A 22197-nucleotide genomic window follows, 5' to 3' on the forward strand; every position below is an offset into this window, starting at 1 on the left:
AAGTATAGTAAGTAGGTGTAATCGAATTAAGCGATTTTTGCTAATATACTATTAAAAGTTGCGCTAGGACGCATTGCTTTACTAGTCAATTCAGGATTTGGTTGGTAGTAACCACCAATTTCTTGAGGTTTCCCTTGAGCACCTATTAACTCAGCATTAATTGTATCCTCGTTCGCTCTTAACTCTTCTGCAATAGGAGTGAAAATGGCTTTCAATTCAGCATCTTTAGTTTGTGCAGCAAGTGCTTCTGCCCAGTATAAAGCCAAATAAAAGTGAGACCCACGATTATCAATTTGTCCAATTTTTCTGCTTGGAGATTTATCGTTTTTCAAGAAAGCATCATTCGCTTCGTCTAAAGTTTCTGATAAAATTATCGCTTTTGGATTGTTTAGTGATTGTCCTAAATGTTCTAATGAAGCACCTAATGCTAAAAATTCACCTAATGAATCCCAACGTAAATAACCTTCTTGTGTAAATTGCTCTACATGTTTTGGTGCTGATCCACCAGCTCCAGTTTCAAACAATCCACCACCGTTCATTAACGGAACGATAGATAACATTTTTGCCGAAGTTCCTAATTCTAAAATTGGGAACAAATCAGTTAAATAATCACGCAATACATTTCCTGTTACTGAAATAGTGTCTAAACCTTCTTTGATTCTTCCTAATGTGAAATTAGTTGCTTCTATTGGGTTTAAGATACGAATGTCAAGTCCTGTTGTATCGTGATCTTTTAAATATGTTTTTACTTTTAGGATAAGTTGTCTGTCATGAGCTCTATTTTCATCCAACCAAAAAACAGCTGGAGTATTAGATAAACGGGCTCTATTTACGGCAAGTTTTACCCAGTCTTGAATAGGAGCATCTTTAGCTTGGCACATTCTAAAAATGTCTTTAGCTTCAACAGCTTGTTCCATTAAAACATTTCCTTTAGTATCTACCACACGTACAACGCCGTTTGCAGTCATTTGGAATGTTTTGTCATGAGAACCATATTCTTCTGCTTTTTGTGCCATCAAACCTACGTTTGGAACACTTCCCATTGTTGTTGGGTCAAAAGCACCGTTCTTTTTACAAAAATCAATTGTTGCTGTATAAATACCAGCATAAGATCTATCTGGAATAATCGCTAGTGTATCTTGTGACTTTCCTTCTTTGTTCCACATTTGACCAGAAGTACGAATCATAGCTGGCATAGAAGCATCTACAATTACATCTGAAGGCACATGAAGATTAGTAATTCCTTTATCAGAATTTACCATTGCAAGAGCAGGTCCATTTTCAATTGCTTGATTGATGGCTGCTTCAACTTCTGCTTGTTGAGGTTGTCCAGCGATTTTTGCATAAACATCCCCTAAACCATTTCGGGTATCAATATTTAATTCATCAAATAAAGTAGCGTATTTTGCAAAAACGTCTTTGAAGAAAACCTCTACAATTGCACCAAAGATAATTGGGTCAGAAACCTTCATCATTGTTGCTTTCAAGTGTACAGATAATAAGATGTTTTTCTCTTTTGCTTCAGCGATAGCTTTGGTAACAAATTCTTTTAATGCTTTTAAACTCATTACAGAGCTGTCTATAATCTCACCCACTTTTAATGGAGTACTTTCTTTAAGAACTGTAGTTTTTCCGTCTTCAGCAACAAATTCGATTTTCACATCGGCTGCATCTTCTAGAGTAACTGATTTTTCACTTCCGTAAAAATCACCTTTTTCCATTGAAGCTACTGCTGTTTTTGAATCAGCTGACCAGGCTCCCATAGAGTGTGGTTTTACTTTTGCGTAATTTTTTACAGCTCTTGGTGCTCTACGATCTGAATTACCTTCGCGTAGAACAGGGTTAACTGCTGACCCTAATATTTTAGAATATTTTTTCTTGATTTCGTTTTCTTCCTTATCTTTTGGTTCTTCTGGGAAGTTAGGTACTTTATAACCGTGTGCTTGTAATTCTGCAATTGCTTCTTTTAATTGAGGAACTGACGCAGAGATATTGGGCAACTTGATAATATTTGCTTCTGGTGAAGTCGCCAGTTTTCCTAGCTCAGTCAAGGCGTCATTAACCTTTTGGTCTGCATTTAAAAATTCTGGAAAATTAGCTAAAATTCTTCCTGCTAAGGAGATGTCTTCGGTTTCTATTTCAATTCCTGAAGTCGCAGTAAATGCTTTAACAATTGGTAAAAAAGAATAAGTTGCTAACAAAGGAGCTTCGTCAGTCAATGTGTAAACGATCTTTGGTTTTTGTGTCATTTTTTTATTTTTATAATCGTATCCTTGAAAAAAGGATGTTAAATGTTATGATATGCTTAAAAATTAAGCGATGCAAATATAATGAAATCAGACTGAAATTTGACTCAGTTTTTAGTAGAATTAATGGATTTATAGCATTTATGTGCTGTGAATCACTAATTTGTTATTTTAATAGCAGAAAGAATTTAAAATAAGTATTCTTAACAAAATTTCAGTCTAGAGCAAAAAAAATCCCAACACTGTTGGGATTTTTATGATAAAGAAATAGTAAACTATCTTCTTTTGTCTTTAATTTTTGCTTTTTTACCAGTAAGTTCTCTGAAGTAGAAAATTCTAGCTCTACGAACTGCACCTTTTTTGTTGATTTCAACTTTTTGTAAAGCTGGCAAGTTAATAGGGAAGATACGCTCAACACCTACAGAACCTGACATTTTACGAATTGTAAAAGTTTCTGTGTTACCAGAACCTCTTCTTTGGATAACAACTCCTTTGAAAAACTGTGTTCTAGTTTTTTCACCCTCTTTAATTTCGTAGTAAACTGTGATTGTGTCTCCAGCTCCGAATTCAGGGAAATCTTTTCTTGTTACAAATTCGTCTTTAACGAATTTCATTAAATCTGCCATGATAATTTTAATTATGGTTTGTTATAGAGCAACATACACGGATTTCGCCAGAGGTTAGTCTAAAGTGGGTGCAAAAGTAAATAAAAATGTTTAAAGTTTAAAGTTTATTTTGTTTAAAGTTCAAACGTTCAGTGTTTTCAACTTTAAACCTGAAACTTTAAACTAATTTTATTCTTCTTCTAGTAAATCTGGTCGTCTAGTTTTCGTATGTTCATACGCCATATCTTCGCGCCATTTGTCAATTTTAGCAAAATTTCCGCTGGTCAAGACCTCGGGAACTTTCCATCCTTTATAATCTGCGGGTCTGGTATAGATAGGAGGTGAGAGTAAGTTGTCCTGAAAACTATCTGTTAAAGCCGAGGTTTCATCACTTAATACGCCAGGAATCAACCTTATTAAAGCATCAGACAGTACTAAAGCGCCTAGCTCTCCCCCAGATAAAACATAATCTCCTATAGAAATTTCTTTAGTGATAAAATGGTCGCGTACACGCTGGTCTACCCCTTTATAATGTCCACATAAAATAATGATGTTTTCATACATCGACATGGTATTGGCCATTTTTTGATTCAAGGTTTCTCCATCGGGAGACATATAGATGATTTCATCGTATTCTCTTTCGCTTTTTAAATGCGTGATACAAGCGTCAATAGGTTGTACCGTCATGACCATTCCTGCGCCACCACCATAAGGATAATCGTCAACGCTTTTTTGTTTGTTAGTTGTGTAGTCTCTTAAATTATGAAAATGCACTTCGACTAAGCCTTTATCTATCGCACGTTTCATAATGGAAGCCTCAAAAGGGCTACGTAATAATTCAGGTAAAACGGTAACAATATCAATGCGCATAATTTTTAGCTCTAAGTTTTAAAGTTGCAAAGGTACAAAGATTTTAAGATTGAAAAATTCAGTTCTTTGAGAAGTTGGTTATGGAGCATTTTCCAGCTTTACACTCTATCTTTCCTTGCTTAAAGAAAGCAAGAAAAGGATGCCGTTTCAATCTGGGCTAGACTCATGGTTTAAAACTAGATGTTGTTGTCAAATTGTAAAGTTTTCCTAATAGTTTTTCAATAGAAACCTTTCTGCCTAAATTTACCTTACGTAAATAAAATCTTAAAAATCGTTACATATGAAATTCAAATACTTATCGCTACTATTTTTTATATCACTAGCCTCTTTTGCGCAACAAGAGCAATTAAAATGGTTGGATATTAATTTAAGTAATTATGAATATCCTTATCCAGTACATTTTATCACATTAAATATACAGCAGCAAGAACTGCAAATGGAATACATGGATGTGAAACCAGACAATTACAACGGAAAAAACATCGTCCTGCTTCACGGAAAAAATTTTAATGGTGCGTATTGGAAAACAACAATTGAAGCCTTAAGCAAAAAAGGGTACCGAGTTATCGTACCAGACCAGATAGGTTTTGGGAAATCATCAAAACCAGATAATTTTCAGTATTCATTTCAGCAGTTGGCACAAAATACAAAGCAAATTTTAGATAGTTTAGGTGTCAGTAAAACAGCCATTTTAGGGCATTCTATGGGCGGTATGGTAGCGACTCGTTTTGCCTTAATGTATCCTGAGATTACGGAGAAGTTAATTTTAGAAAACCCAATAGGGTTAGAAGACTGGAAGCTTAAAGTTCCCTATCAAAATGTAGATTGGTGGTACCAAAACGAATTAAAACAGAGTTATGAAAAAATTAAAAAATACCAACTTGAGAGTTATTACGACGGAAAATGGAAATCAGAATATGATGAATGGGTAAATCTTTTGGCGGGCTGGACTTTAAACTCTGATTTTAAGAAAATAGCTTGGAACTCAGCTTTGACTTATGATATGATATTCACACAACCCGTAGTTTATGAGTTCCAAAACATAAAAGCACCTACGTTATTAATTATTGGGACTAGAGATAGAACCGCTTTGGGAAAACCATTGGCTATGGAAGAAGTTAGAAAAACGATGGGACTGTATGGTGTTTTAGGAAAAGAAACACAAAAGAGAATACCTAATTCAAAACTAGTTGAAATTCCTAATATAGGACATATGCCACATATAGAAAGTTTTGATGACTTCATCACCCCATTAGTCTCATTTCTAAAATAATAGATATGAAATTTCGCTTTATACAGATGGTTGTCACAAATAATGTATTAAGTAGTTTCGAATACAACAGTTATGAATTTATCAAAAAAGAATGTGTTATTTATGGCCACTTGTACGGGCCTTATTGTTGCAAACCTCTATTATTGCCAGCCACTAATAGTTTTAATTGCAAGGGAATTTGGAATCCCTGAAGCCGATGCTGGAACGATAACCTATTTAACTCAAGCAGGCTATGCTATTGGGTTGTTTTTTATGGTACCCTTAGGTGATAAGATTGAAAGAAAAAAGCAAATCCTTATCACCACTTTTGCATCTGTAATCGCCTTAATAGTAGCAGCGACTGCACAGAGTTATTTAGTTTTAGAGATCGCTTCTTTACTGATCGGGATTACTTCTATAGTACCGCAGTTAATTTTGCCATTAGCCGCGTCCCTAAGTGCCGCCGAAGAAAGAGGTAAGGTTGTAGGAACCATCATGAGTGGATTACTAGTAGGGATACTTTTGTCTAGAACGCTAAGTGGTTTTATAGGCGAAGTATGGGGGTGGCGTAGTATGTTCTGGATTGCATCGGGAATAGGTCTAGCATTATTTTTCGTCATGAAAAAACAGTTTCCTTATAGCAAACCCGTTTTTGAGGGGAGTTATGGCAAATTACTGGAGTCCTTATTTACGCTAATTAAAACACAACCATTATTACGCGAAGCGACACTAATCAATGTCTTTAGTTTTGCTCAGTTTGGCGCTTTCTGGACCACAATGGTTTTACTGTTATCTGCTTCTCCATTTAACTTTAATAGTGCCACGATTGGTTTATTTGGAATAGTTGGAGCCTCAGGTGCTCTTGCTGCTCCTTTGGTTGGTAAGATAGGAGATAAGGGAAGCTCTAGAGTGGCAGTAGGTTACGGTTGCCTGCTGATGTTGTTGAGTTTTATTATATTTTACTTCTCTTCTACTAGTGTTCTAGGAATAATCATAGGAATTGTATTTGTTGACATTGGATTACAAGGAGTCCATATATCTAATCAAACAAGGGTGTATGCCATCATGCCTGAAGCTAGAAATAGAATGAACACGGTCTTTATGTCTTTCAGTTTTTTAGGAACAGCTGCAGGTTCAGCTTATGGTTTGATCTTATGGAAATGGGGCTCCTGGGAGGCAGTAACACTAGGTTGTATGATTTTATCTTTAGTTTCTCTAGTAGTTTATGCGTTAACCTATCGATCCAAATCTAAACTTTAGAAAATAGAAACGAATAAAAAATTAATTTGTAAATTTGCCTTTCAATAAAAAATAAATAAAATGGAAAACGGAATATATGCTAAATTTAATACTGCTAAAGGTAGTATTTTAGTAAAACTAGAGCATGAATTAACTCCTGGAACGGTAGGGAACTTCGTAGCTTTAGCAGAAGGGAATATGGAAAATAAAGTAAAACCACAAGGAACTAAATATTACGACGGATTAAAATTTCATAGAGTTATTCCTGATTTTATGATTCAAGGTGGATGTCCACAAGGAACTGGAACTGGAGATGCAGGGTACAAATTTGATGATGAATTTCACCCAAGTTTAAAACATGACCGTCCAGGAATTTTGGCTATGGCCAATGCGGGACCTGGAACTAATGGTTCTCAATTTTATATTACTCATGTTCCTACTTCTTGGTTAGATGGGAAACACACTGTTTTTGGACATGTTGTAGAAGGACAAGATGTTGTCGATGCTGTTGCTCAAGGTGACGTATTAGAAACATTAGAAATTGTAAGAGTAGGTGAGGAAGCACAAAAATGGAACGCAGTAGAAGCTTTCATTACTTTCAAAGGTGCTCGTAACAAACGTGATATTGCATTGAAAGCAGAAGCAGAAGCAGCAATGGATAAATTAGCAGCTGGTTTTGAAAAAACGGAAAGCGGTTTACGTTACCAATTCATCCAAAAAGGAGAAGGTAAAAAAGCAGAAAATGGTAAAACAGTTTCAGTACACTATACAGGACAACTTCCTGATGGAAAAGTTTTTGATAGTTCTTACCCAAGAAAAAAACCAATTGAATTTCCTTTAGGTCAAGGAAATGTAATTGAAGGCTGGGATGAAGGTATCGCTTTATTGCGTGTTGGAGATAAAGCTCGCTTTGTTATTCCTTCTCATTTAGGATACGGATCTCGTGGTGCTGGGGGAGCAATTCCACCAAACGCTACTTTGATTTTTGACGTAGAATTGATGGACGTTAAATAGTAGTCATTGATCAGCTTTTAGCGATCAGTTAATATAGATGAAAAAACCAAAGTGAAAGCTTTGGTTTTTTTTATGCTCACTATTCACTTTTCCACTTAATATTGCAGCCAATACTGGGTTTTTGTTCAGGATTGATGGTTCTATTATAAATAACACCATCAATAGCGCCACGCAAGTCACTTCCGCTAAGTGGAATTCCGTTTCCAGGGCGACTGTCGTCTAATTGCCCGCGATAAATGAGTTTATCTTGATTGTCAAATAAAAAGAAATCGGGAGTACAAGCTGCATGATACGCTTTGGCTACCTCTTGCGTTTTGTCATATAAGTATGGGAATTCAAAATTATTTTCGAAAGCAAATTCGGTCATTAATTCTGGCGCATCCTGAGGATAGTTTACAATGTCATTGCTGGAAATGGCAATAATGCCCAGGCCTTGAACCCTATAATCGTTTGCAATCATAACGAGTTCCTCAATCACATGAAGTACAAAGGGACAGTGATTACAAATGAAAACGACTAATGTTCCTTTTTCGCCTTTTAAATCGGCAAATGAAAACCACTCTGTCGTTGATTTTCTGTCTTCCAAGTAAAATTCGGGTGCTTTAGTTCCTAGAGCAAGCATCGTAGAGGGCGTTCGAGACATTGTTGTTTTGTTTTAAGTTTTAGGTTTAAAGTTAAGAAAAAAGGATTGCTTTTGGTGTGAATTCCTTATTTTTAGATTTTGGAAGTCTCTAAATAAAAGCATTAAAAAAAAAATAAAATGGAACAAAATTTAACTTGGGAAGAATTTGAAAAAACAGAAATGCGGGTAGGAACAGTTTTAGAAGTCAATGATTTTCCTGAGGCAAGAAAACCGGCTTACCAACTTACAATAGACTTTGGAGAAGTGATTGGAATACGTAAAACCTCCGCACAAATAACAAAACGATATGCAAAAGAAGAGCTATTACAACGCCAGATTGTTGCGGTCGTAAATTTTCCAAGAAAGCAAATTGGCAAGTTCATGAGTGAATGTCTTGTTTTAGGTGCTGTAGGAGAGTCGGGCGATGTAATATTATTAGCACCTGATTTTAAGATTGAAAATGGCCTTCGTATTGGATAGCACTATTGGTTCTAAAAATTACTATAATTTTCTTATATACTTGTTATTAAAAAGTTAACTGTCTATTTTTTAGCTTTTTATAGTTTATTTTAAGGTAAATTTACTTGCAATTAAAATCAATTTATTCAATATTTTATCTCTTAATAAATACGTCATTTTAATTGGAGTAATATTAAAATGTTGTACCATAGGCGCAGTTTTACAGTGAGTTATCTTACTTGATTCATATAATACTAGTGCTCTTAAGTATTTAAAAACTAGATTATGAAAACATCTGAATCACATTTTAAATCCACATCAATCGTTGATTTAAGTACAGTAATCTTAGAGAATTCAATAGAGTTAAATAATGAGAAAGATCTGGACTTTCTCATCGCTAAAATTGCAGATGCTAAATATGTATTACTTGGGGAAGCTTCTCATGGGACTCATGAATACTATACATGGCGAATGAAAATTAGTAAAAGACTTATTGAGGAAAAAGGTTTTTCTTTTATAGCTGTCGAAGGGGATTGGCCAGATTGCTATAAAATAAATCGCTATGTTAAGAATTACAAGGATGCGGGTGATTCTGCTCTTGACGTTTTAAAAACTTTTAATCGCTGGCCTACGTGGATGTGGGCTAACTGGGAAACAGTTGCTTTAGCTGAGTGGCTAAGGTCTTATAATACAAATCAAAATTATAAGGTGGGATTTTATGGTTTAGATGTGTATAGCCTTTGGGAATCTTTTGATGAAATTATACAGTATTTAGATAAACAAGATCCATTAACTAAGGAGGTGGCGCTACATGCATTCCGATGTTTTGAACCTTATAATAGAGGCGAAGGACAAGAGTATGCCAGAGCAACACGAATGGTCTCTTTGTCATGTGAGGATGAGGTAATTGATTTGTTGACTAAAATAAAAAGACGCATGTCTACGTATATCGGGGATCCTGAGACTTTAATGAATGTGGAACAAAATGCTAAAGTTATCGTCAATGCTGAGCGTTATTATCGTGCGATGTTAGCTGCCGGAAATAAATCCTGGAACATAAGGGATCGTCATATGGTTGACACCTTGAACAATCTTATGCAGTTTCATGGGGCTCATGCCAAAGGAATAATTTGGGAACACAATACACATATTGGAGATGCCCGCGCTACAGATATGGTAGATGAAGGAATTGAGAACTTGGGGCAGATACTAAACGAGGAGCATGCAGACGACGAAGTTTTTTCTATAGGATTTGGATCTTTTCAAGGAAGTGTTATTGCTGGTAGAGAATGGGGTGACGTCATGCAAGTCATGCAAGTTCCTGAAGCAACAAAGCACAGTTGGGAAAATGAATTGCATAAACTTGATGGAAAAGACAGAATAGTTTTTATGAACGATGAAGTGAAGAAACAAATAGGTACGATTGCTATTAATCATCGCGCCATTGGCGTAGTATATCGCCCCAAAACAGAACATTATGCTAATTATGTTCCCAGTAAAATGCCTCTGAGATACAATGCTTTCATTTATCTCGACGAAACTTCGGCTTTACATCCACTGCATATTAAACCAGATGGTCATCAAATGCCCGAAACATTCCCTTTTGGAGTTTAACTTATTCTTACTATAAATTAAATAATTATAAAAATGGAAAATCAAAAAATGATTGAAATGTTACAGTTTTGTGCAGCCCAATGTACACACTGTTATGACGCCTGCCGCTTAGAAAAAGAAATGGATATGAGCAGCTGTATGATGAATGATCAAGACTGCGCTGATATTTGTCGATTGACAGCTCAAGTTTTTGAACGAAAATCAGAGAATACGACACTCTTTTTGAAAGCCTGTTTAGAAATGTGCCAACTTTGCGCCGAAGAATGTGAGAAACACGATACTATGGAGCACTGTCAAAAATGTGCAGAAGCCTGTCGTAAATGTGCGACTATGATTCAAGAACATTTAAATGGACAACAAGCATAATTGCTTATACTTTTGCAATTTGCCAAATACTAATTTTTTTTCTGGTAATAAATCCTAATTTTTCATAGAGTTTAATTGCTCCTACATTGGCTTGGGCCACATGTAAAAAAGGAATTTTAACTCTACTGAGTATAGCATTTGCGGTATGCGCAACAAGTTGTTTTGCATAGCCTTTTCCAGTATGATCAGGATGTGTTATCACAGCGCTTACTTCAATAAAATCGTCCATTTGCATGCGTTCCCCTGTAATGGCAACGAGCTGGCTGTCTTTGAAAATTCCGTAATAATTTCCTAAATCAGCAGTTTTTGATTTGAAGTATTCAGGATATACTATTTTGACTAGATTTAACAGAGACTCTCGATGACTGTCATCCAACTTTACGATTTCTTCTGTGTATTTCAACTCGATAGGATTGTGAATAATCATTTGTAAACACAGTAATTCGTGTACTAGCTTTAAGGATGAAGGCAGTTTTGGCTTTGTGCCAAAAATAAAGAACGAAGAAACTAAATTGGCATAAGCTACTAAGTTCTCACTATTGTTTGGAAAATTGTTGAAAGCTCCAAAAGCACAATAGTCTGGATTGTAAAAACAACTATCTTTTTGGAGGATAGCTAATTTTTTATGGCTTTCTGCCAAAGCGTACCAAACAGGATTGTCTAGTTTGTATTCTTCGTTCATGGAAAAATGTTATTTATAAAATAATGATATTTTTAAAAAGTAGAGGTTAGTACCTAATCACTCAATAGGTAAACTATCATCTTGCCCCCATTCAGTCCATGAGCCGTCATAGATTGCTTTTGGGCTGTTGCTCCCAATGAGTTCGTATGCCATCAAGTTAATACAGGCAGTCACACCACTACCACAACTAAAAATCAGTGGATCATTGTATTGAGGTAAAATTTTAAGCAATTCCTCTTTGGATAAAAATTTACCATCAGCTAAGAGTTTAGAAAACGGTATGTTGACAGAACCAGGAATATGTCCACTGCGTAATCCAGCTCTTGGTTCTTCAGTTTCGCCTGAGAAACGATCACTGGATCTCGCATCAATTAATACAGCTTTTTGAGAATGGATGTTGGTTAATATTTGCTCTTTATTTTTAAGCATCTCAGGATGGAACTTGGATACAAAACTCCCTAATTTATATTCCTTTTTTTTAATTTTTTCTACAGGATAGTTTTCTTTTACCCAAGCAGCTAATCCCCCATCAAGAACCCATACGCTTGAATGTCCCATAATGGTGAACAGCCACCAAGCTCGCGGACTAGAATAAATACCAAGACTGTCGTAAACGACAATTTTACTATTTTTGTTAATACCTAGTTTTCTAGCGGCAGTAGTAAATGCTTCTGGAGTAGGAATGGTATTAGGTAAAGGATTTGTACTGTCGCTAAAGTCATTTATTATATCAAAATAGCGTGCTCCCTTTATTTGAATTCCTTGCAAATGTTTTTCAACCTTCTCTTGATTAACTTGCTGGCTAGCATCCAATATTATTAAATTAGGATCTTGTAATTGATTTTGTAAATCTTGGACTGATATAGTTAAATTTTTCATATTAGCTTAATTCTTAGTGATGCTACTTTTGCGTTTATTCCATTTCCATATTTCAATCCATAGTACAGCTACTGCACTGATGCCTACACAAATTGCAATTTGCTGCAATGTTAATGGCTCTACTTGAAAAAAGGTTGCGATAGGTGTAACGTATACTATAATAGCAAGTAGTAGCAAGGTCAGTGAATTGACAAAAACCATCATGTTATTTTTATTTTTTAACGATGTGAATACTGAATAATAAAAAGAACGGTTGACTAGTGATAGGATAATATTTGAGAAAACTAAGGTAGTAAAAACCATGGTACGGGTTAAATTTTCTGTTCCACCTTGATGTACCGTGAGTTGGTATACAAATAAAATTCCTATAGTGATAGCTATACCTTGTACAATACTGATTCCCATTTCTCTCAAGCTTAAAAAAGTACTGCCCATTTGCCGCGGTTTTTGAATCATGCTGTTCTTCTCAGCGGGTTCGTTTTCATATACAATAGAACACATAGGGCCCATTACCAACTCCAGAAAAATAACATGGACGGGGGTGAAAATATCTGTATAAACCCAGCCTAAAAAGAGAGGTAAAGAAACCGTTAATATTATTGGGATGTGAATGGAAACTATGTATTGTACTGCTTTTTTTAAATTAGTATAAATACGGCGTCCTGCGGCAACAGCCACAATCATTTTTGATAAATCATCATCGACCAAAATTAAATCAGCAGCTGTTTTAGCTATTTCAGTTCCTTTTTTACCCATAGCAATTCCTATATGTGCTGACTTCAGGGCAGGACCGTCGTTTACGCCGTCACCAATCATTGCTACTACTTGATTGTCTTTCTTAAGGGCATTTACAACCTCCAGTTTGGCTTCGGGAAACATTCGAGTCATCAGTGTACTATTGTGTATAGCTTGCAGTCTATGACTTTCATCAAGCTGCATAATTTCTTTTCCTTCCATCAGTCGTTCAGGATTTTTAATTCCTGCCATTTCAGCTATGGCTTTAGTTGTGAGACTATTATCACCGGTAATCACTTTGAATTGTATGCCAGCATCATAAAATTGCGTAATAACTTTTTGAATATTAATTTTGGGAGGATCGTAAAATACAACTAAGCCTATAAATTGAAATGGCAAATCCTGCTGCTGTAGTGGAAAGCTTTCTTTAGAATAGTCTGAACTGGCAACTCCTAAAATGCGATAGCCTTTAGTTGCTAGGTTCTCAATGACTAGTTCAATCGCGTTTTTTTCTTCAGTGCTGAGGTTCGAAATTTTTAGTAACATTTCAGGACTACCCTTAGCTGCTATTATTCGTTTACCATCTTTATTTTTAAAAACATGGGTCATCATCGGCGGTTTTCCGTCTAAAGGATACTCATGTGCCATACTATATTCTCTACGTATATCATTAAGTGCGCTCTTCTCATACACCTGATGAATGGTTTTTTCCATTGGATCAAAAGGCACTGGTTCGCTTGCCCACATGGCTGTGGTGATAACTTGTAAGGCTTCTGGGGTATTCCAATTCTCTTTTTCGTATATTTTATTTGACTGGAAAGCATACACGGATTGTAAACTCATTTTATTCTCTGTAATTGTTCCAGTTTTATCACTACAAATAACCGTTGCACTACCAAGAGTTTCTACAGTTCTAATTTTTTTGACAATCACACCTTCCTGCATCAAGCGCCACGATCCTAAAGCCATGAAGGTTGTGAAAGCGACAGGGATTTCTTCAGGAAGAATAGACATCGCCAGCGTTAATCCTTTTAATAAACTGTTTAATATATCTTGCGTTTTCCAATAATAAACAGCCCACACTAATAAGAAAATCACAATTCCAATTATGGCCATGCCTTTTACAAACTTTTCAATTTGTACTTGTAAAGGAGTAGGTTGGTCCTTGATGTTCAAAATAGAGCTACCTAACTTACCGATCTCTGTATTTAATCCAATTTTAGTGACTTTATAAACCGCTAGCCCAGAAGCTACTAAAGTGCCACTGTATATGGATTTGTTACTCGTTTTTTCAGATTTAAAAACGGCGTAGGCTTCACCGGTGAGTGAAGATTCATTTACTGAAAAATCGTTGCTATGAACAATTTCTCCATCAGCATTAATTGTATTGCCTTCCTCAGCTATAACTAAATCACCTATAACAATATCTTTTGTGGGGATCTTATGACTTAGACCATTTCTTAAAACGGTGCTTAAAGGCTCGTTGAGTTTTTCCAAAGCCTCCAATGCTTTTCTACTACGGTTGTCCTGATAAAAAGAAATGCCCGAAACAGCAACTATTGCAGCAAGCATAAAAAAGGCTTCACTATTTTCTCCTAATATAAAATAGATAATGGCAACAGCGATTAAAAGCAATAACATGGGCTCTTTTAGTAAGTCAAAAAGCGCGAGCCACCATTTGTACTGTTGTTTGTGGATTTGTTCGTTAGTGCCAAATTCATTTCTAGAAGTAGTTACTTCAATATCTGTGAGTCCAGTGATGTTTTGAGGAATATTGATTTCTTTTGACATAATATTGAAGTTGAGGTAAATTACTCAAAAATAAGTGATTTGTGTTAAAACAAAAATGATAGTTATCAGGCTTTTATTACTTTTTGTAATATAAAACAGTTTTTAATAATTAGGTTACTTCTTTTGTTACCAGAATAAAGTAAATTAAGATGACAACAGTAGCAAACCCTGTTATTAAAAAAGTGACATTGGGTCCAAATTGATACCAAACAAGCCCTGCCAAGGAACTGGCCATCATCGTGCAAATACTTTGAAAAGCAGAAAAAGTTCCAATAGCAGTAGCGGTATCTTTTTTGTCTGAAATATTGCTAATCCAGGCTTTGGCGATTCCTTCTGTGGCTGCAGCATAAATTCCATAAAGTGCAAATAAACCAATGAAAATAATTCTATTACTGTTGAGTCCCATTCCGAAGTATACTAATGCAAAAATTACCAAACCAAAAAGTAACATTTTTCGTAATCCTATTTTATCCGCCAGTATGCCTATTGGAAAAGCAAATAAAGCATAGACTAAATTGTAAAAGATATAGATGCCTATGACCATGCTGTCACTCAGTCCAGATTCTTTCGCTTTAAGCAAAAGAAAAACATCCGAGCTATTGAATAGCGTAAAAGCCAGAAGGCCAACAACGAGCTTTCGATACAATAGCGGACTACTTTTAAAATACCCAACAAAGGAGAAAAAAGAAGGAGAAGCTTGTACATCATTGGCAGGCTTCTTTTTTTCTTTTAAAAACAGTGAAGCTGTGACTGCTAATAATCCTGGAATAAAGGCGATGAAGAATAATGGTTTATACTCTGCAGGATAATAGTACAAATATAGCAACGCTAGCGAAGGTCCGAGTACAGCTCCAAAGGTATCCATAGAACGGTGGAATCCAAAAATGGAGCCCTTAGTCTCTGGAGTGGCTTCGTCAGATAGAATAGCATCTCTGGCTCCAGTTCTTAGACCTTTACCTATGCGATCAATAGTTCGCGCAAAGAATATCCACAATGGGAAGATAAAAACCGCCATCATGGGTTTTGATACTGCGCTAAAAGCATAACCTAATTGAACAAAAGGAACACGCTTCCCTGTCACATCGGACCGTTTTCCAAAATAGCCTTTACTAAACCCTGCAGTAGCCTCAGCCACACCCTCGAGAATCCCAATTAGAACAATTGAAAAACCAATTGTTTTTAAGTAAATAGGCATAATGGGATACAACATTTCACTAGCTGTATCTGTAAACAAACTAATCAAAGACAAAATCCAGACGGTACGACTAATATTTTTCAAAAGGAAAGAGATTGAACGTTGAATCGTATAAATGTAAAAAAAAAGTCTGAAAATCAATTGATTTTCAGACTCATAATAGGTTGTCTTAAGCGATATTTAATTATTCTTGCGTAGTAGATTGATTGTTGACTTCTTTACTATCCTCTGCGACTGCTGCTTCTTTAATATGATGCAGTACCATCTGAGGGAAGGGGATTTCAATTCCTTCATTATCAAAAGCTACTTTTAGCCTCTTACGCAGCTCTCCAGTCACTTCCCATTGTTTACTAGGAAGGGTTTCTCCTAAAATTTTCAACATAATAGCTGAATCAGCAAAATCATTCACTCTTAAAAATTGAGGAGCTGAGGTTACGCTGTCTTTCCAGTTAGGATCATTTGCCAGTTCAGTACCTACCTTATTGATTACGCTAATCACATGTTCTAGATTCGAACTATAACCCACACCCATGTCCAGATTGATACGAGAAAAGTCTTTGGATAAATTAGATACTTTTTTAATCTCTCCATGCGGAATATGGTGCACTGTTCCATCTAAATCTCGTAGGGTTGTCTTTCTTAAACTTATTTCTTGTACGGTTCCGCTGGCATTGTCAAAACTAACTACATCGCCCACACGGTACTGATTTTCCAGTATAATGAAAAGGCCCGAAATGATATCTCTAATCAGGTATTGACCTCCAAAACCAAAGGCTAGTCCTACAATTCCTGCTGCAGCTAATATGGGGGCAATTTCAACTCCAAATTCTTGCATTACCATCAAACCCGTAATAACTAGGATTCCAATGTTGGCGGTTGTATTAAAGATTTGGATTAAGGTGTTTTCTCTTTTTTCTTCAGCTTCTTTAGAGGAAATTCCGTCAGGGCGCACCGCTATTCTCACTGCTTTCTCTATAAAACGGACGATAATTTTGTTTAGGACAAGGGCAGCTATAATAATGAAAACAACTTTTACTCCGCTAGTTAATAGCCAGGGGATAATTAACTCAGAGTATTTCTCGAAGTATTTTTGAAAAAGATCTTGCATGTAAATGTTATTATAATTAATATTTTGAATTAGTTGTTTTTATTAACGTAAAAAGTCCTAAAAATCATGCGATTTCTGGACTTTTTGCTTAGTAAGTAGTAGGAAAAGAATTTAATTTATAATTAAATATCGTCAAAACTGATGTCAGTAAAACTTGAAATGTGTGGTACTGCAGTCTCTTCAGCGGCTACTTTCTCTGTAGCATATTCTTTTTTAAAATCTTTTTGATGTCTCTCAGAAATCACTTCTTCCCCTTTATGGTTTAAAACGTAAGAAGTCATGTCGTTTAAGATTTCAGCGAAAGCAGAAAAATCTTCTTTGTATAAATATATTTTATGTTTTTTGAAATGGAAAGATCCGTCTTCCTCGGTAAATTTTTTACTTTCAGTAATTGTAATATAGTAATCATCCGCTTTTGTTGCTCTTACATCAAAGAAGTAGGTTCTTCTTCCAGCACGTAAAACTTTAGAAAAGATCTCTTCTTTTTCTAACATGTCATTTTCTCTCATAATCCGTTCTATCAATTAATGGTTGTTAAGTAGTACTCAAAAATCTTAAAAAATTATGTATTACACAACAATTAAAGCAATTCTTTTTCTGAAAGTTGCTTTAAATAAAGTGACGCATAATAGCCTTCTTGATTTACTAATTGATTATGAGTTCCTTGTTGAATGATTTTTCCATCTTCAAGAATAATGATTTTATTGGCATTCTTTGCAGAGGATACACGATGACTTACAATTATGGTTGTTTTGTCCTTGCAGATTTCAAATAAGTTGTTCAAAATGGTTTCTTCAGTTTCTGTATCTACTGCAGATAAGCAATCATCAAAAAGTAAGATAGGTGGTTTTTTAATAATAGCTCGGGCAATAGAAACGCGCTGTTTTTGACCTCCCGAAAGTGTAATTCCTCTTTCGCCCAGGACAGTTTCATATTTTTTATTAAAACCCATAATGTTCTTGTGAACTACTGCGCTTTTTGCTGCAGCTATCACTTCTTCGTCTGTGGCATCTTCTTTACCAAATTTGATGTTGTTCTTTATAGAGTCAGAAAATAAGAAAGCGTCTTGCGGAACAATCCCAATACTGTTGCGTAAATCAAATAAATTAAGACTGCTAATTTCCTTATTATCAATCGTTATTTTACCAGCTGTCGTGTCATACAGCCTAGAAATAAGCGATAAAATAGTTGATTTTCCAGAACCAGTTTTACCTAAAATGGCAAGCGTCTCTCCTTTATTAACCGTAAAAGAGATGTTTTTTAATGCATTGATATTAGTATCCTCATAAGTGAAACTCACATTTTCAAAAGCAATAGCGCCTTCAATAACTGATTTTTCAGTAGTAGTATTTTTTATTTCAGGCTCTGTTTTTAAAAATTCATTTAAACGTTTTTGAGAAGCTTCGGCTTCCTGAACCATAGAAGAAACCCATCCTAGAGAGGCTACAGGCCAAGTTAACATATTGACATATAAAATAAATTCGGCAATGGTACCAATGCTTTTTATTGTTCCTTCAATATACATTAAACCTCCAAAGTAGATTACCACTAAATTACTAATTCCAATAAGTGCTAACATGAGGGGCCCGAAAAGCGACTGTACTTTTGCTAAATTCAAACTCTTACTTTTGCTTTCATTGGCTAGAAGTACCATGTTTGCTTGGTGCTGATCTTCTAATGAGTATGCTTTAATCACCCGAACACCTGAAAAAATTTCCTGAGTAAAACTGGATACTTTAGACAGGTATTGTTGGAAAATAGTACTGCGTTTATTGATCTCTGAACTTAGCTTGAAGATTCCGTACGACAATAGCGGTAATGGCACTAGCGTATACAATGTTAGACGGGGAGATACATTATACATATAGACGATAACAATGGTGAAACGAATACATGTATTGATTGTGTACATTACTGCAGGTCCCACATACATTCTCACTTTAGAAACGTCTTCACTAATGCGGTTCATTAAATCACCAGTCCGATTTTGTTTGTAAAAATTTTGCGATAAATTTTCGTATTGTCTAAAAACCTCATTTTTTAAATCAAACTCAATATGACGTGACATCACAATTAAGGTTTGTCTCATTAAGAATGTCAGAAAACCAGCAATAATCGTGGTGGCAATAATCAGTAAAACGTTAGAAATTAACTCTTCTCTAATTACAGTAGATGCTACCGTTTTATCCTTTGAAAATGCTTCAATTACTTTGAAAGATTTGCTGATCAATTTTGGAGTGAACAGCATGAATATTTGTGCGATAATTGTGAATAAAATACCTAGCGAGAACCTGTATTTGTATTTAATAAAATATTTGTTTAAATAGCTTAATTCTTTCATTGTTTTATGATATTCTATATTGAAATGTGTCTATTCTATAGGGTAACGTTGATAAATCGATAATTTAGAAAATATTATTTTGATGTTAAATTTGCCAAATAAACATTTTCTTTATAAATAAATGAAATATATGTATTTTTTGTTTAATTTTGATTCGTCTTTTTGACAAATTCATAATTATACCACTATAAAAATTAATACTATGGATGCAGCTTTCACAACAGGAAAGGAACTTCAAAAAATGGACCCTGTTTTTGGTCAATTTTCGTTTGACGATCACGAACAAATTGTATTTTGCAATGACAAAGATACAGGTTTAAAAGCAATAATTGGTATTCATAATTCGGTTATGGGGCCAGCTTTAGGTGGAACTCGTATGTTTGATTATGCTAACGAATGGGAAGCGTTAAATGATGTACTGCGTCTGTCTCGTGGTATGACGTATAAAGCAGCAATCACAGGATTAAATATTGGTGGAGGTAAGGCCGTTATTATGGGTGATGCCAAAACAAAAAAAACGCCTGAATTGATGCGTAAGTTTGGTGAATTCGTACACGGATTAAGTGGAAGATATATTACCGCTGAAGATGTAGGAATGGAAACAAGAGATATGGACATTGTAAGAGATGTTACACCTTATGTTACTGGAATATCTGAAGAAAGAGGAGGAGCTGGGAATCCATCACCTGTAACTGCTTTTGGTGTTTACATGGGAATGAAGGCAGCTGCAAAACATAAATTCGGTTCTGAATCTCTTGCTGGTAAAAAAGTTTTAGTGCAAGGAATTGGTCACGTAGGTGAAACTTTAGTAGAATATTTAACTAAAGAAGGTGCTATTGTAACTATCGCAGACATTAATGAAGAGAAGCTTTATGAAGTAGGATCTAAATACAATGCGACTATATATACAGGTGCAGATTTGTATACTGCTGATGTGGATATTTATGCCCCTTGTGCGATGGGAGCTACCATTAATGACAATACAGTTCATAAAATAAATGCAAAGGTGATTGCTGGAGCTGCAAATAATCAGTTAGCAAATGAAGACATTCATGGTGCTATTTTACAAGAACGTGGTATTTTATATGCACCAGATTTCTTAATTAACGCAGGTGGAATCATCAATGTTTATGCTGAGTTAGCTCATTATGGAAAAGAGGAAATCATGAGTAAAACAGAAAATATTTACAATACTACTTTAGAGATCTTTGATTATGCTGTTGCTAACGCTATTACTACGCATCATGCAGCATTACGAATTGCTCAAAATCGTATTGACCAAAGAAAAATTGAGAATAGTAAAGGATAAGTTTTTCTTTACATTATTAGCAGTCCCAGCTTTCAGATCCTAGTGTAACACTAGACTGGATACTGGGACTGTTTTAAAAAAAAGCATTTTAATTTCCTTTTAAAAGAGGAAATTCTTATTTTTGCAGACTAATTTAATTAAAGTTCTTACAAGGTGGTAAATAGAAGACACATACGCGTCAAAGTTATGCAATCCATTTATGCGATGCATCAAAACGGTTCTGATAATTTAGAGAAGGAAGAAAAGTTCCTTTTTTACAGTATCGATAATATTCAAGATTTATACCTTACCATGATTTCTTCCTTATTGGAAATCTGTAAAAAAGAATCGGAGTTCTTGCATAAGTCAAGTCTAAAGCATCTTGCAACTCCTGAAGAACGTAAACCCAACGAAAAATTTATTAAGAACAGTATTTTTCAAATCCTTGCAGAAAACAATTCATTAAGTATTGCCTTAGAGAATCGTAAAATTGATGCTTGGACGCTGCATGATGATTATATCTCATTGTTGTTAAATGCTATTAAAGCCAGTTCATTTTATACAGACTATATGAGTAAGTCTGAAACTTCTTTTGAAGAAGACAGACAACTTATTGTTGATTTATTTGGAGAAGTTATAGTCCCTAATGAGAAGTTGTATGAGTTCTTAGAAGATGATAAATTGACTTGGATAGATGATATTCCATTGGTTAATACGCAGATATTAAAACAATTGAAAGCGATGAAGCCTATAATGGATGATAATTTCATTGTTCCTAAAGTGTACAAGGACAGTGATGATAAAGCTTTTGTAAAAGACTTGTTTAGAAAAACAATTCTAAATGAATCTGAACTAGCTAAAGAATTTGTGGATAAAACACCAAATTGGGATAGTGAAAGAATAGCAGAAGTAGATACTATTATTTTAAAAATGGCAATTTGCGAATTTTTAAAATTCCCTTCGATTCCAGTTAAAGTTACTTTAAACGAATATTTAGAGCTTGCCAAAGAGTATTCTACTCCAAAAAGTAGTATTTTTATCAACGGTATTTTAGATAATTTAGTTAAAGAACTGGAAGCCAACAAGAAAATGGTTAAAGCCGGTCGCGGTTTAATGTAATAATAATAAATAAAAAAAGAATTCAAAATTATGGAACAATTAACTCAATTTGCACCGTTTTTATTAATGTTTGTAGTAATCTATTTCTTTATGATTAGACCACAACAAAAAAGAGCTAAAAACGAAAAAGAATTTGAAAGCAGTCTAAAAGTAGGCGACAAGGTTATTACAAAAAGTGGTTTGCATGGTAAAGTTTCTGAACTTGCTGATACTACTGTAGTTCTTGAAACAATGGCTGGAAAATTAAAAATGGAGCGTTCTGCAATTTCAATGGAAATGAGTGCTGCTTTAGCTAAAAAATAATAACAGTAAGCTGTTATAAAAAATCCCAATCAGATTACTTTCTGATTGGGATTTTTTTATTTGTACCTATCATTCAAACCGATGCCGTCAAGAATCATCGGTTTAATTTTTTCAATTCGTGTCAACTTGGTGGCCTCTCTTTTTGCTTCTTCAATGTATTCGTGAAACTCACGTTGTTTGGCTAATGAGAATTGTGTCATGGCTTTCGCCAAAGTGTCATTGTTATTTAATTCTTCTTGCAGTTCTACTGAGATTACAGTCTTTTTAGTAGTCGGTTTACTGATTTTACCTGCTTTCTCATTTTCAATGGCTTCTACAATATACGCTAACACTTTTTTTTCATTCACCTCTTCAATAGTATTGAAACGCCATTGTCGTAAGGACTTCGTGACTCCTTCTTGCGCGTTCACCAATTCTTTAGAGTCATCTTTTAAAAAGACGCCATTGTAAAACCAAATTCCGAAATAAC

At 35.0% G+C, this 22197-nt stretch carries 21 protein-coding genes; 9 read left to right on the forward strand and 12 right to left on the reverse strand.

What is annotated here, in order from left to right; genetic code table 11:
• Positions 1 to 26: 26 nt before the first annotated feature.
• The 3 genes from ACEN2K_RS14940 to trmD form a co-directional block, all read right to left on the reverse strand.
• A complete protein-coding gene (locus tag ACEN2K_RS14940) occupies positions 27 to 2249 on the reverse strand; it encodes an NADP-dependent isocitrate dehydrogenase (RefSeq protein ID WP_441760131.1) in 2223 nt (740 codons plus the stop codon).
• A gap of 272 nt (positions 2250 to 2521) precedes the next feature.
• The gene (rplS, locus tag ACEN2K_RS14945; protein ID WP_441760132.1) at positions 2522 to 2872 is read right to left on the reverse strand and encodes a 50S ribosomal protein L19; all 351 of its coding nucleotides are present in this window, start codon (positions 2870 to 2872) and stop codon (positions 2522 to 2524) included.
• A gap of 168 nt (positions 2873 to 3040) precedes the next feature.
• Entirely contained in the window at positions 3041 to 3721 is a 681-nt protein-coding gene (gene trmD / locus ACEN2K_RS14950) for a tRNA (guanosine(37)-N1)-methyltransferase TrmD (protein ID WP_441760133.1), read from the reverse strand.
• Positions 3722 to 4001: 280 nt separating this feature from the next.
• On the opposite strand from trmD, the gene ACEN2K_RS14955 reads away from it, so the two are divergent.
• The 3 genes from ACEN2K_RS14955 to ACEN2K_RS14965 all read left to right on the forward strand — a co-directional run bounded on the left by ACEN2K_RS14955 (position 4002) and on the right by ACEN2K_RS14965 (position 7226).
• The gene (locus ACEN2K_RS14955; protein ID WP_441760134.1) at positions 4002 to 4994 is read left to right on the forward strand and encodes an alpha/beta fold hydrolase; all 993 of its coding nucleotides are present in this window, start codon (positions 4002 to 4004) and stop codon (positions 4992 to 4994) included.
• Between the two features lie 72 nt (positions 4995 to 5066).
• Positions 5067 to 6233 carry an MFS transporter gene (locus ACEN2K_RS14960; RefSeq protein WP_441760135.1) on the forward strand — a complete coding sequence of 389 codons (1167 nt, stop codon included), beginning with the start codon at positions 5067 to 5069 and terminating at the stop codon, positions 6231 to 6233.
• Between the two features lie 60 nt (positions 6234 to 6293).
• On the forward strand, positions 6294 to 7226 hold the full coding sequence (locus ACEN2K_RS14965) for a peptidylprolyl isomerase (protein ID WP_441760136.1): 933 nt from the start codon (positions 6294 to 6296) through the stop codon (positions 7224 to 7226).
• 79 nt (positions 7227 to 7305) lie between these two features.
• Here ACEN2K_RS14965 and ACEN2K_RS14970 read toward each other — a convergent pair whose 3' ends face one another.
• Positions 7306 to 7869: a thioredoxin family protein gene (locus tag ACEN2K_RS14970; RefSeq protein WP_441760137.1), complete on the reverse strand. Its 564-nt coding sequence runs from the start codon at positions 7867 to 7869 to the stop codon at positions 7306 to 7308.
• Positions 7870 to 7986: 117 nt separating this feature from the next.
• Between ACEN2K_RS14970 and ACEN2K_RS14975 the strand changes: the two genes are divergently transcribed.
• The 3 genes from ACEN2K_RS14975 to ACEN2K_RS14985 all read left to right on the forward strand — a co-directional run bounded on the left by ACEN2K_RS14975 (position 7987) and on the right by ACEN2K_RS14985 (position 10287).
• Entirely contained in the window at positions 7987 to 8328 is a 342-nt protein-coding gene (locus ACEN2K_RS14975) for a tRNA-binding protein (RefSeq protein WP_441760138.1), read from the forward strand.
• Positions 8329 to 8592: 264 nt separating this feature from the next.
• Positions 8593 to 9921, forward strand: a complete 1329-nt coding sequence (locus ACEN2K_RS14980; protein WP_441760139.1) for an erythromycin esterase family protein — start codon at positions 8593 to 8595, stop codon at positions 9919 to 9921.
• A gap of 57 nt (positions 9922 to 9978) precedes the next feature.
• Positions 9979 to 10287 carry a four-helix bundle copper-binding protein gene (locus ACEN2K_RS14985; RefSeq protein ID WP_441760140.1) on the forward strand — a complete coding sequence of 103 codons (309 nt, stop codon included), beginning with the start codon at positions 9979 to 9981 and terminating at the stop codon, positions 10285 to 10287.
• Positions 10288 to 10291: 4 nt separating this feature from the next.
• On the opposite strand, the gene ACEN2K_RS14990 is transcribed toward ACEN2K_RS14985, so the two are convergent.
• The 7 genes from ACEN2K_RS14990 to ACEN2K_RS15020 all read right to left on the reverse strand — a co-directional run bounded on the left by ACEN2K_RS14990 (position 10292) and on the right by ACEN2K_RS15020 (position 19018).
• Positions 10292 to 10969 carry a GNAT family N-acetyltransferase gene (locus ACEN2K_RS14990; protein WP_441760141.1) on the reverse strand — a complete coding sequence of 226 codons (678 nt, stop codon included), beginning with the start codon at positions 10967 to 10969 and terminating at the stop codon, positions 10292 to 10294.
• Positions 10970 to 11026: 57 nt separating this feature from the next.
• Positions 11027 to 11848, reverse strand: a complete 822-nt coding sequence (locus tag ACEN2K_RS14995; RefSeq protein ID WP_441760142.1) for a sulfurtransferase — start codon at positions 11846 to 11848, stop codon at positions 11027 to 11029.
• 6 nt (positions 11849 to 11854) lie between these two features.
• Positions 11855 to 14374, reverse strand: a complete 2520-nt coding sequence (locus ACEN2K_RS15000) for a cation-translocating P-type ATPase (RefSeq protein ID WP_441760143.1) — start codon at positions 14372 to 14374, stop codon at positions 11855 to 11857.
• 109 nt (positions 14375 to 14483) lie between these two features.
• A complete protein-coding gene (locus ACEN2K_RS15005) occupies positions 14484 to 15653 on the reverse strand; it encodes an MFS transporter (RefSeq protein WP_441760144.1) in 1170 nt (389 codons plus the stop codon).
• A gap of 100 nt (positions 15654 to 15753) precedes the next feature.
• Positions 15754 to 16677 (reverse strand): mechanosensitive ion channel family protein, encoded by a 924-nt coding sequence (locus tag ACEN2K_RS15010; RefSeq protein ID WP_441760145.1) that lies wholly within the window; start codon positions 16675 to 16677, stop codon positions 15754 to 15756.
• Positions 16678 to 16799: 122 nt separating this feature from the next.
• Positions 16800 to 17186 (reverse strand): PUR family DNA/RNA-binding protein, encoded by a 387-nt coding sequence (locus ACEN2K_RS15015; protein WP_441760146.1) that lies wholly within the window; start codon positions 17184 to 17186, stop codon positions 16800 to 16802.
• A 71-nt stretch (positions 17187 to 17257) separates the two neighbouring features.
• Entirely contained in the window at positions 17258 to 19018 is a 1761-nt protein-coding gene (locus ACEN2K_RS15020) for an ABC transporter ATP-binding protein (protein WP_441760147.1), read from the reverse strand.
• A 202-nt stretch (positions 19019 to 19220) separates the two neighbouring features.
• Here ACEN2K_RS15020 and ACEN2K_RS15025 point away from each other — a divergent pair, with 202 nt between their 5' ends.
• The 3 genes from ACEN2K_RS15025 (at position 19221) to yajC (ending at position 21728) form a co-directional block, all read left to right on the forward strand.
• Positions 19221 to 20327, forward strand: a complete 1107-nt coding sequence (locus ACEN2K_RS15025; protein WP_441760148.1) for a Glu/Leu/Phe/Val family dehydrogenase — start codon at positions 19221 to 19223, stop codon at positions 20325 to 20327.
• A gap of 186 nt (positions 20328 to 20513) precedes the next feature.
• Entirely contained in the window at positions 20514 to 21425 is a 912-nt protein-coding gene (gene nusB / locus ACEN2K_RS15030) for a transcription antitermination factor NusB (protein ID WP_441760151.1), read from the forward strand.
• A gap of 30 nt (positions 21426 to 21455) precedes the next feature.
• Positions 21456 to 21728: a preprotein translocase subunit YajC gene (yajC, locus tag ACEN2K_RS15035; RefSeq protein WP_441760149.1), complete on the forward strand. Its 273-nt coding sequence runs from the start codon at positions 21456 to 21458 to the stop codon at positions 21726 to 21728.
• Positions 21729 to 21784: 56 nt separating this feature from the next.
• Here yajC and ACEN2K_RS15040 read toward each other — a convergent pair.
• Positions 21785 to 22197 (reverse strand): YdeI/OmpD-associated family protein (locus tag ACEN2K_RS15040; RefSeq protein ID WP_441760150.1); only part of this gene is annotated, 413 nt, incomplete at its 5' end.

Origin of the sequence: Flavobacterium sp. W21_SRS_FM3, from assembly GCF_052113625.1 — a bacterium.
Taxonomy (GTDB): Bacteria; Bacteroidota; Bacteroidia; order Flavobacteriales; family Flavobacteriaceae; genus Flavobacterium.

Excerpts from the sequence above, each read along its gene's own strand:
- ACEN2K_RS15000 (WP_441760143.1), bottom strand. The coding sequence starts at position 14,374 with ATGTCAAAAGAAATCAATATTCCTCAAAACATCACTGGACTCACAGAT.
- ACEN2K_RS15020 (WP_441760147.1), bottom strand. The coding sequence starts at position 19,018 with ATGAAAGAATTAAGCTATTTAAACAAATATTTTATTAAATACAAATAC.
- ACEN2K_RS14955 (WP_441760134.1), top strand. The coding sequence starts at position 4,002 with ATGAAATTCAAATACTTATCGCTACTATTTTTTATATCACTAGCCTCT.
- ACEN2K_RS14995 (WP_441760142.1), bottom strand. The coding sequence starts at position 11,848 with ATGAAAAATTTAACTATATCAGTCCAAGATTTACAAAATCAATTACAA.
- yajC (WP_441760149.1), top strand. The coding sequence starts at position 21,456 with ATGGAACAATTAACTCAATTTGCACCGTTTTTATTAATGTTTGTAGTA.
- ACEN2K_RS14970 (WP_441760137.1), bottom strand. The coding sequence starts at position 7,869 with ATGTCTCGAACGCCCTCTACGATGCTTGCTCTAGGAACTAAAGCACCC.
- ACEN2K_RS14985 (WP_441760140.1), top strand. The coding sequence starts at position 9,979 with ATGTTACAGTTTTGTGCAGCCCAATGTACACACTGTTATGACGCCTGC.
- ACEN2K_RS14980 (WP_441760139.1), top strand. The coding sequence starts at position 8,593 with ATGAAAACATCTGAATCACATTTTAAATCCACATCAATCGTTGATTTA.
- ACEN2K_RS14960 (WP_441760135.1), top strand. The coding sequence starts at position 5,067 with ATGAATTTATCAAAAAAGAATGTGTTATTTATGGCCACTTGTACGGGC.
- nusB (WP_441760151.1), top strand. The coding sequence starts at position 20,514 with ATGCAATCCATTTATGCGATGCATCAAAACGGTTCTGATAATTTAGAG.
- ACEN2K_RS15010 (WP_441760145.1), bottom strand. The coding sequence starts at position 16,677 with ATGCAAGATCTTTTTCAAAAATACTTCGAGAAATACTCTGAGTTAATT.
- ACEN2K_RS15015 (WP_441760146.1), bottom strand. The coding sequence starts at position 17,186 with ATGAGAGAAAATGACATGTTAGAAAAAGAAGAGATCTTTTCTAAAGTT.
- trmD (WP_441760133.1), bottom strand. The coding sequence starts at position 3,721 with ATGCGCATTGATATTGTTACCGTTTTACCTGAATTATTACGTAGCCCT.
- ACEN2K_RS14990 (WP_441760141.1), bottom strand. The coding sequence starts at position 10,969 with ATGAACGAAGAATACAAACTAGACAATCCTGTTTGGTACGCTTTGGCA.
- ACEN2K_RS14975 (WP_441760138.1), top strand. The coding sequence starts at position 7,987 with ATGGAACAAAATTTAACTTGGGAAGAATTTGAAAAAACAGAAATGCGG.
- ACEN2K_RS15025 (WP_441760148.1), top strand. The coding sequence starts at position 19,221 with ATGGATGCAGCTTTCACAACAGGAAAGGAACTTCAAAAAATGGACCCT.
- rplS (WP_441760132.1), bottom strand. The coding sequence starts at position 2,872 with ATGGCAGATTTAATGAAATTCGTTAAAGACGAATTTGTAACAAGAAAA.
- ACEN2K_RS14940 (WP_441760131.1), bottom strand. The coding sequence starts at position 2,249 with ATGACACAAAAACCAAAGATCGTTTACACATTGACTGACGAAGCTCCT.
- ACEN2K_RS14965 (WP_441760136.1), top strand. The coding sequence starts at position 6,294 with ATGGAAAACGGAATATATGCTAAATTTAATACTGCTAAAGGTAGTATT.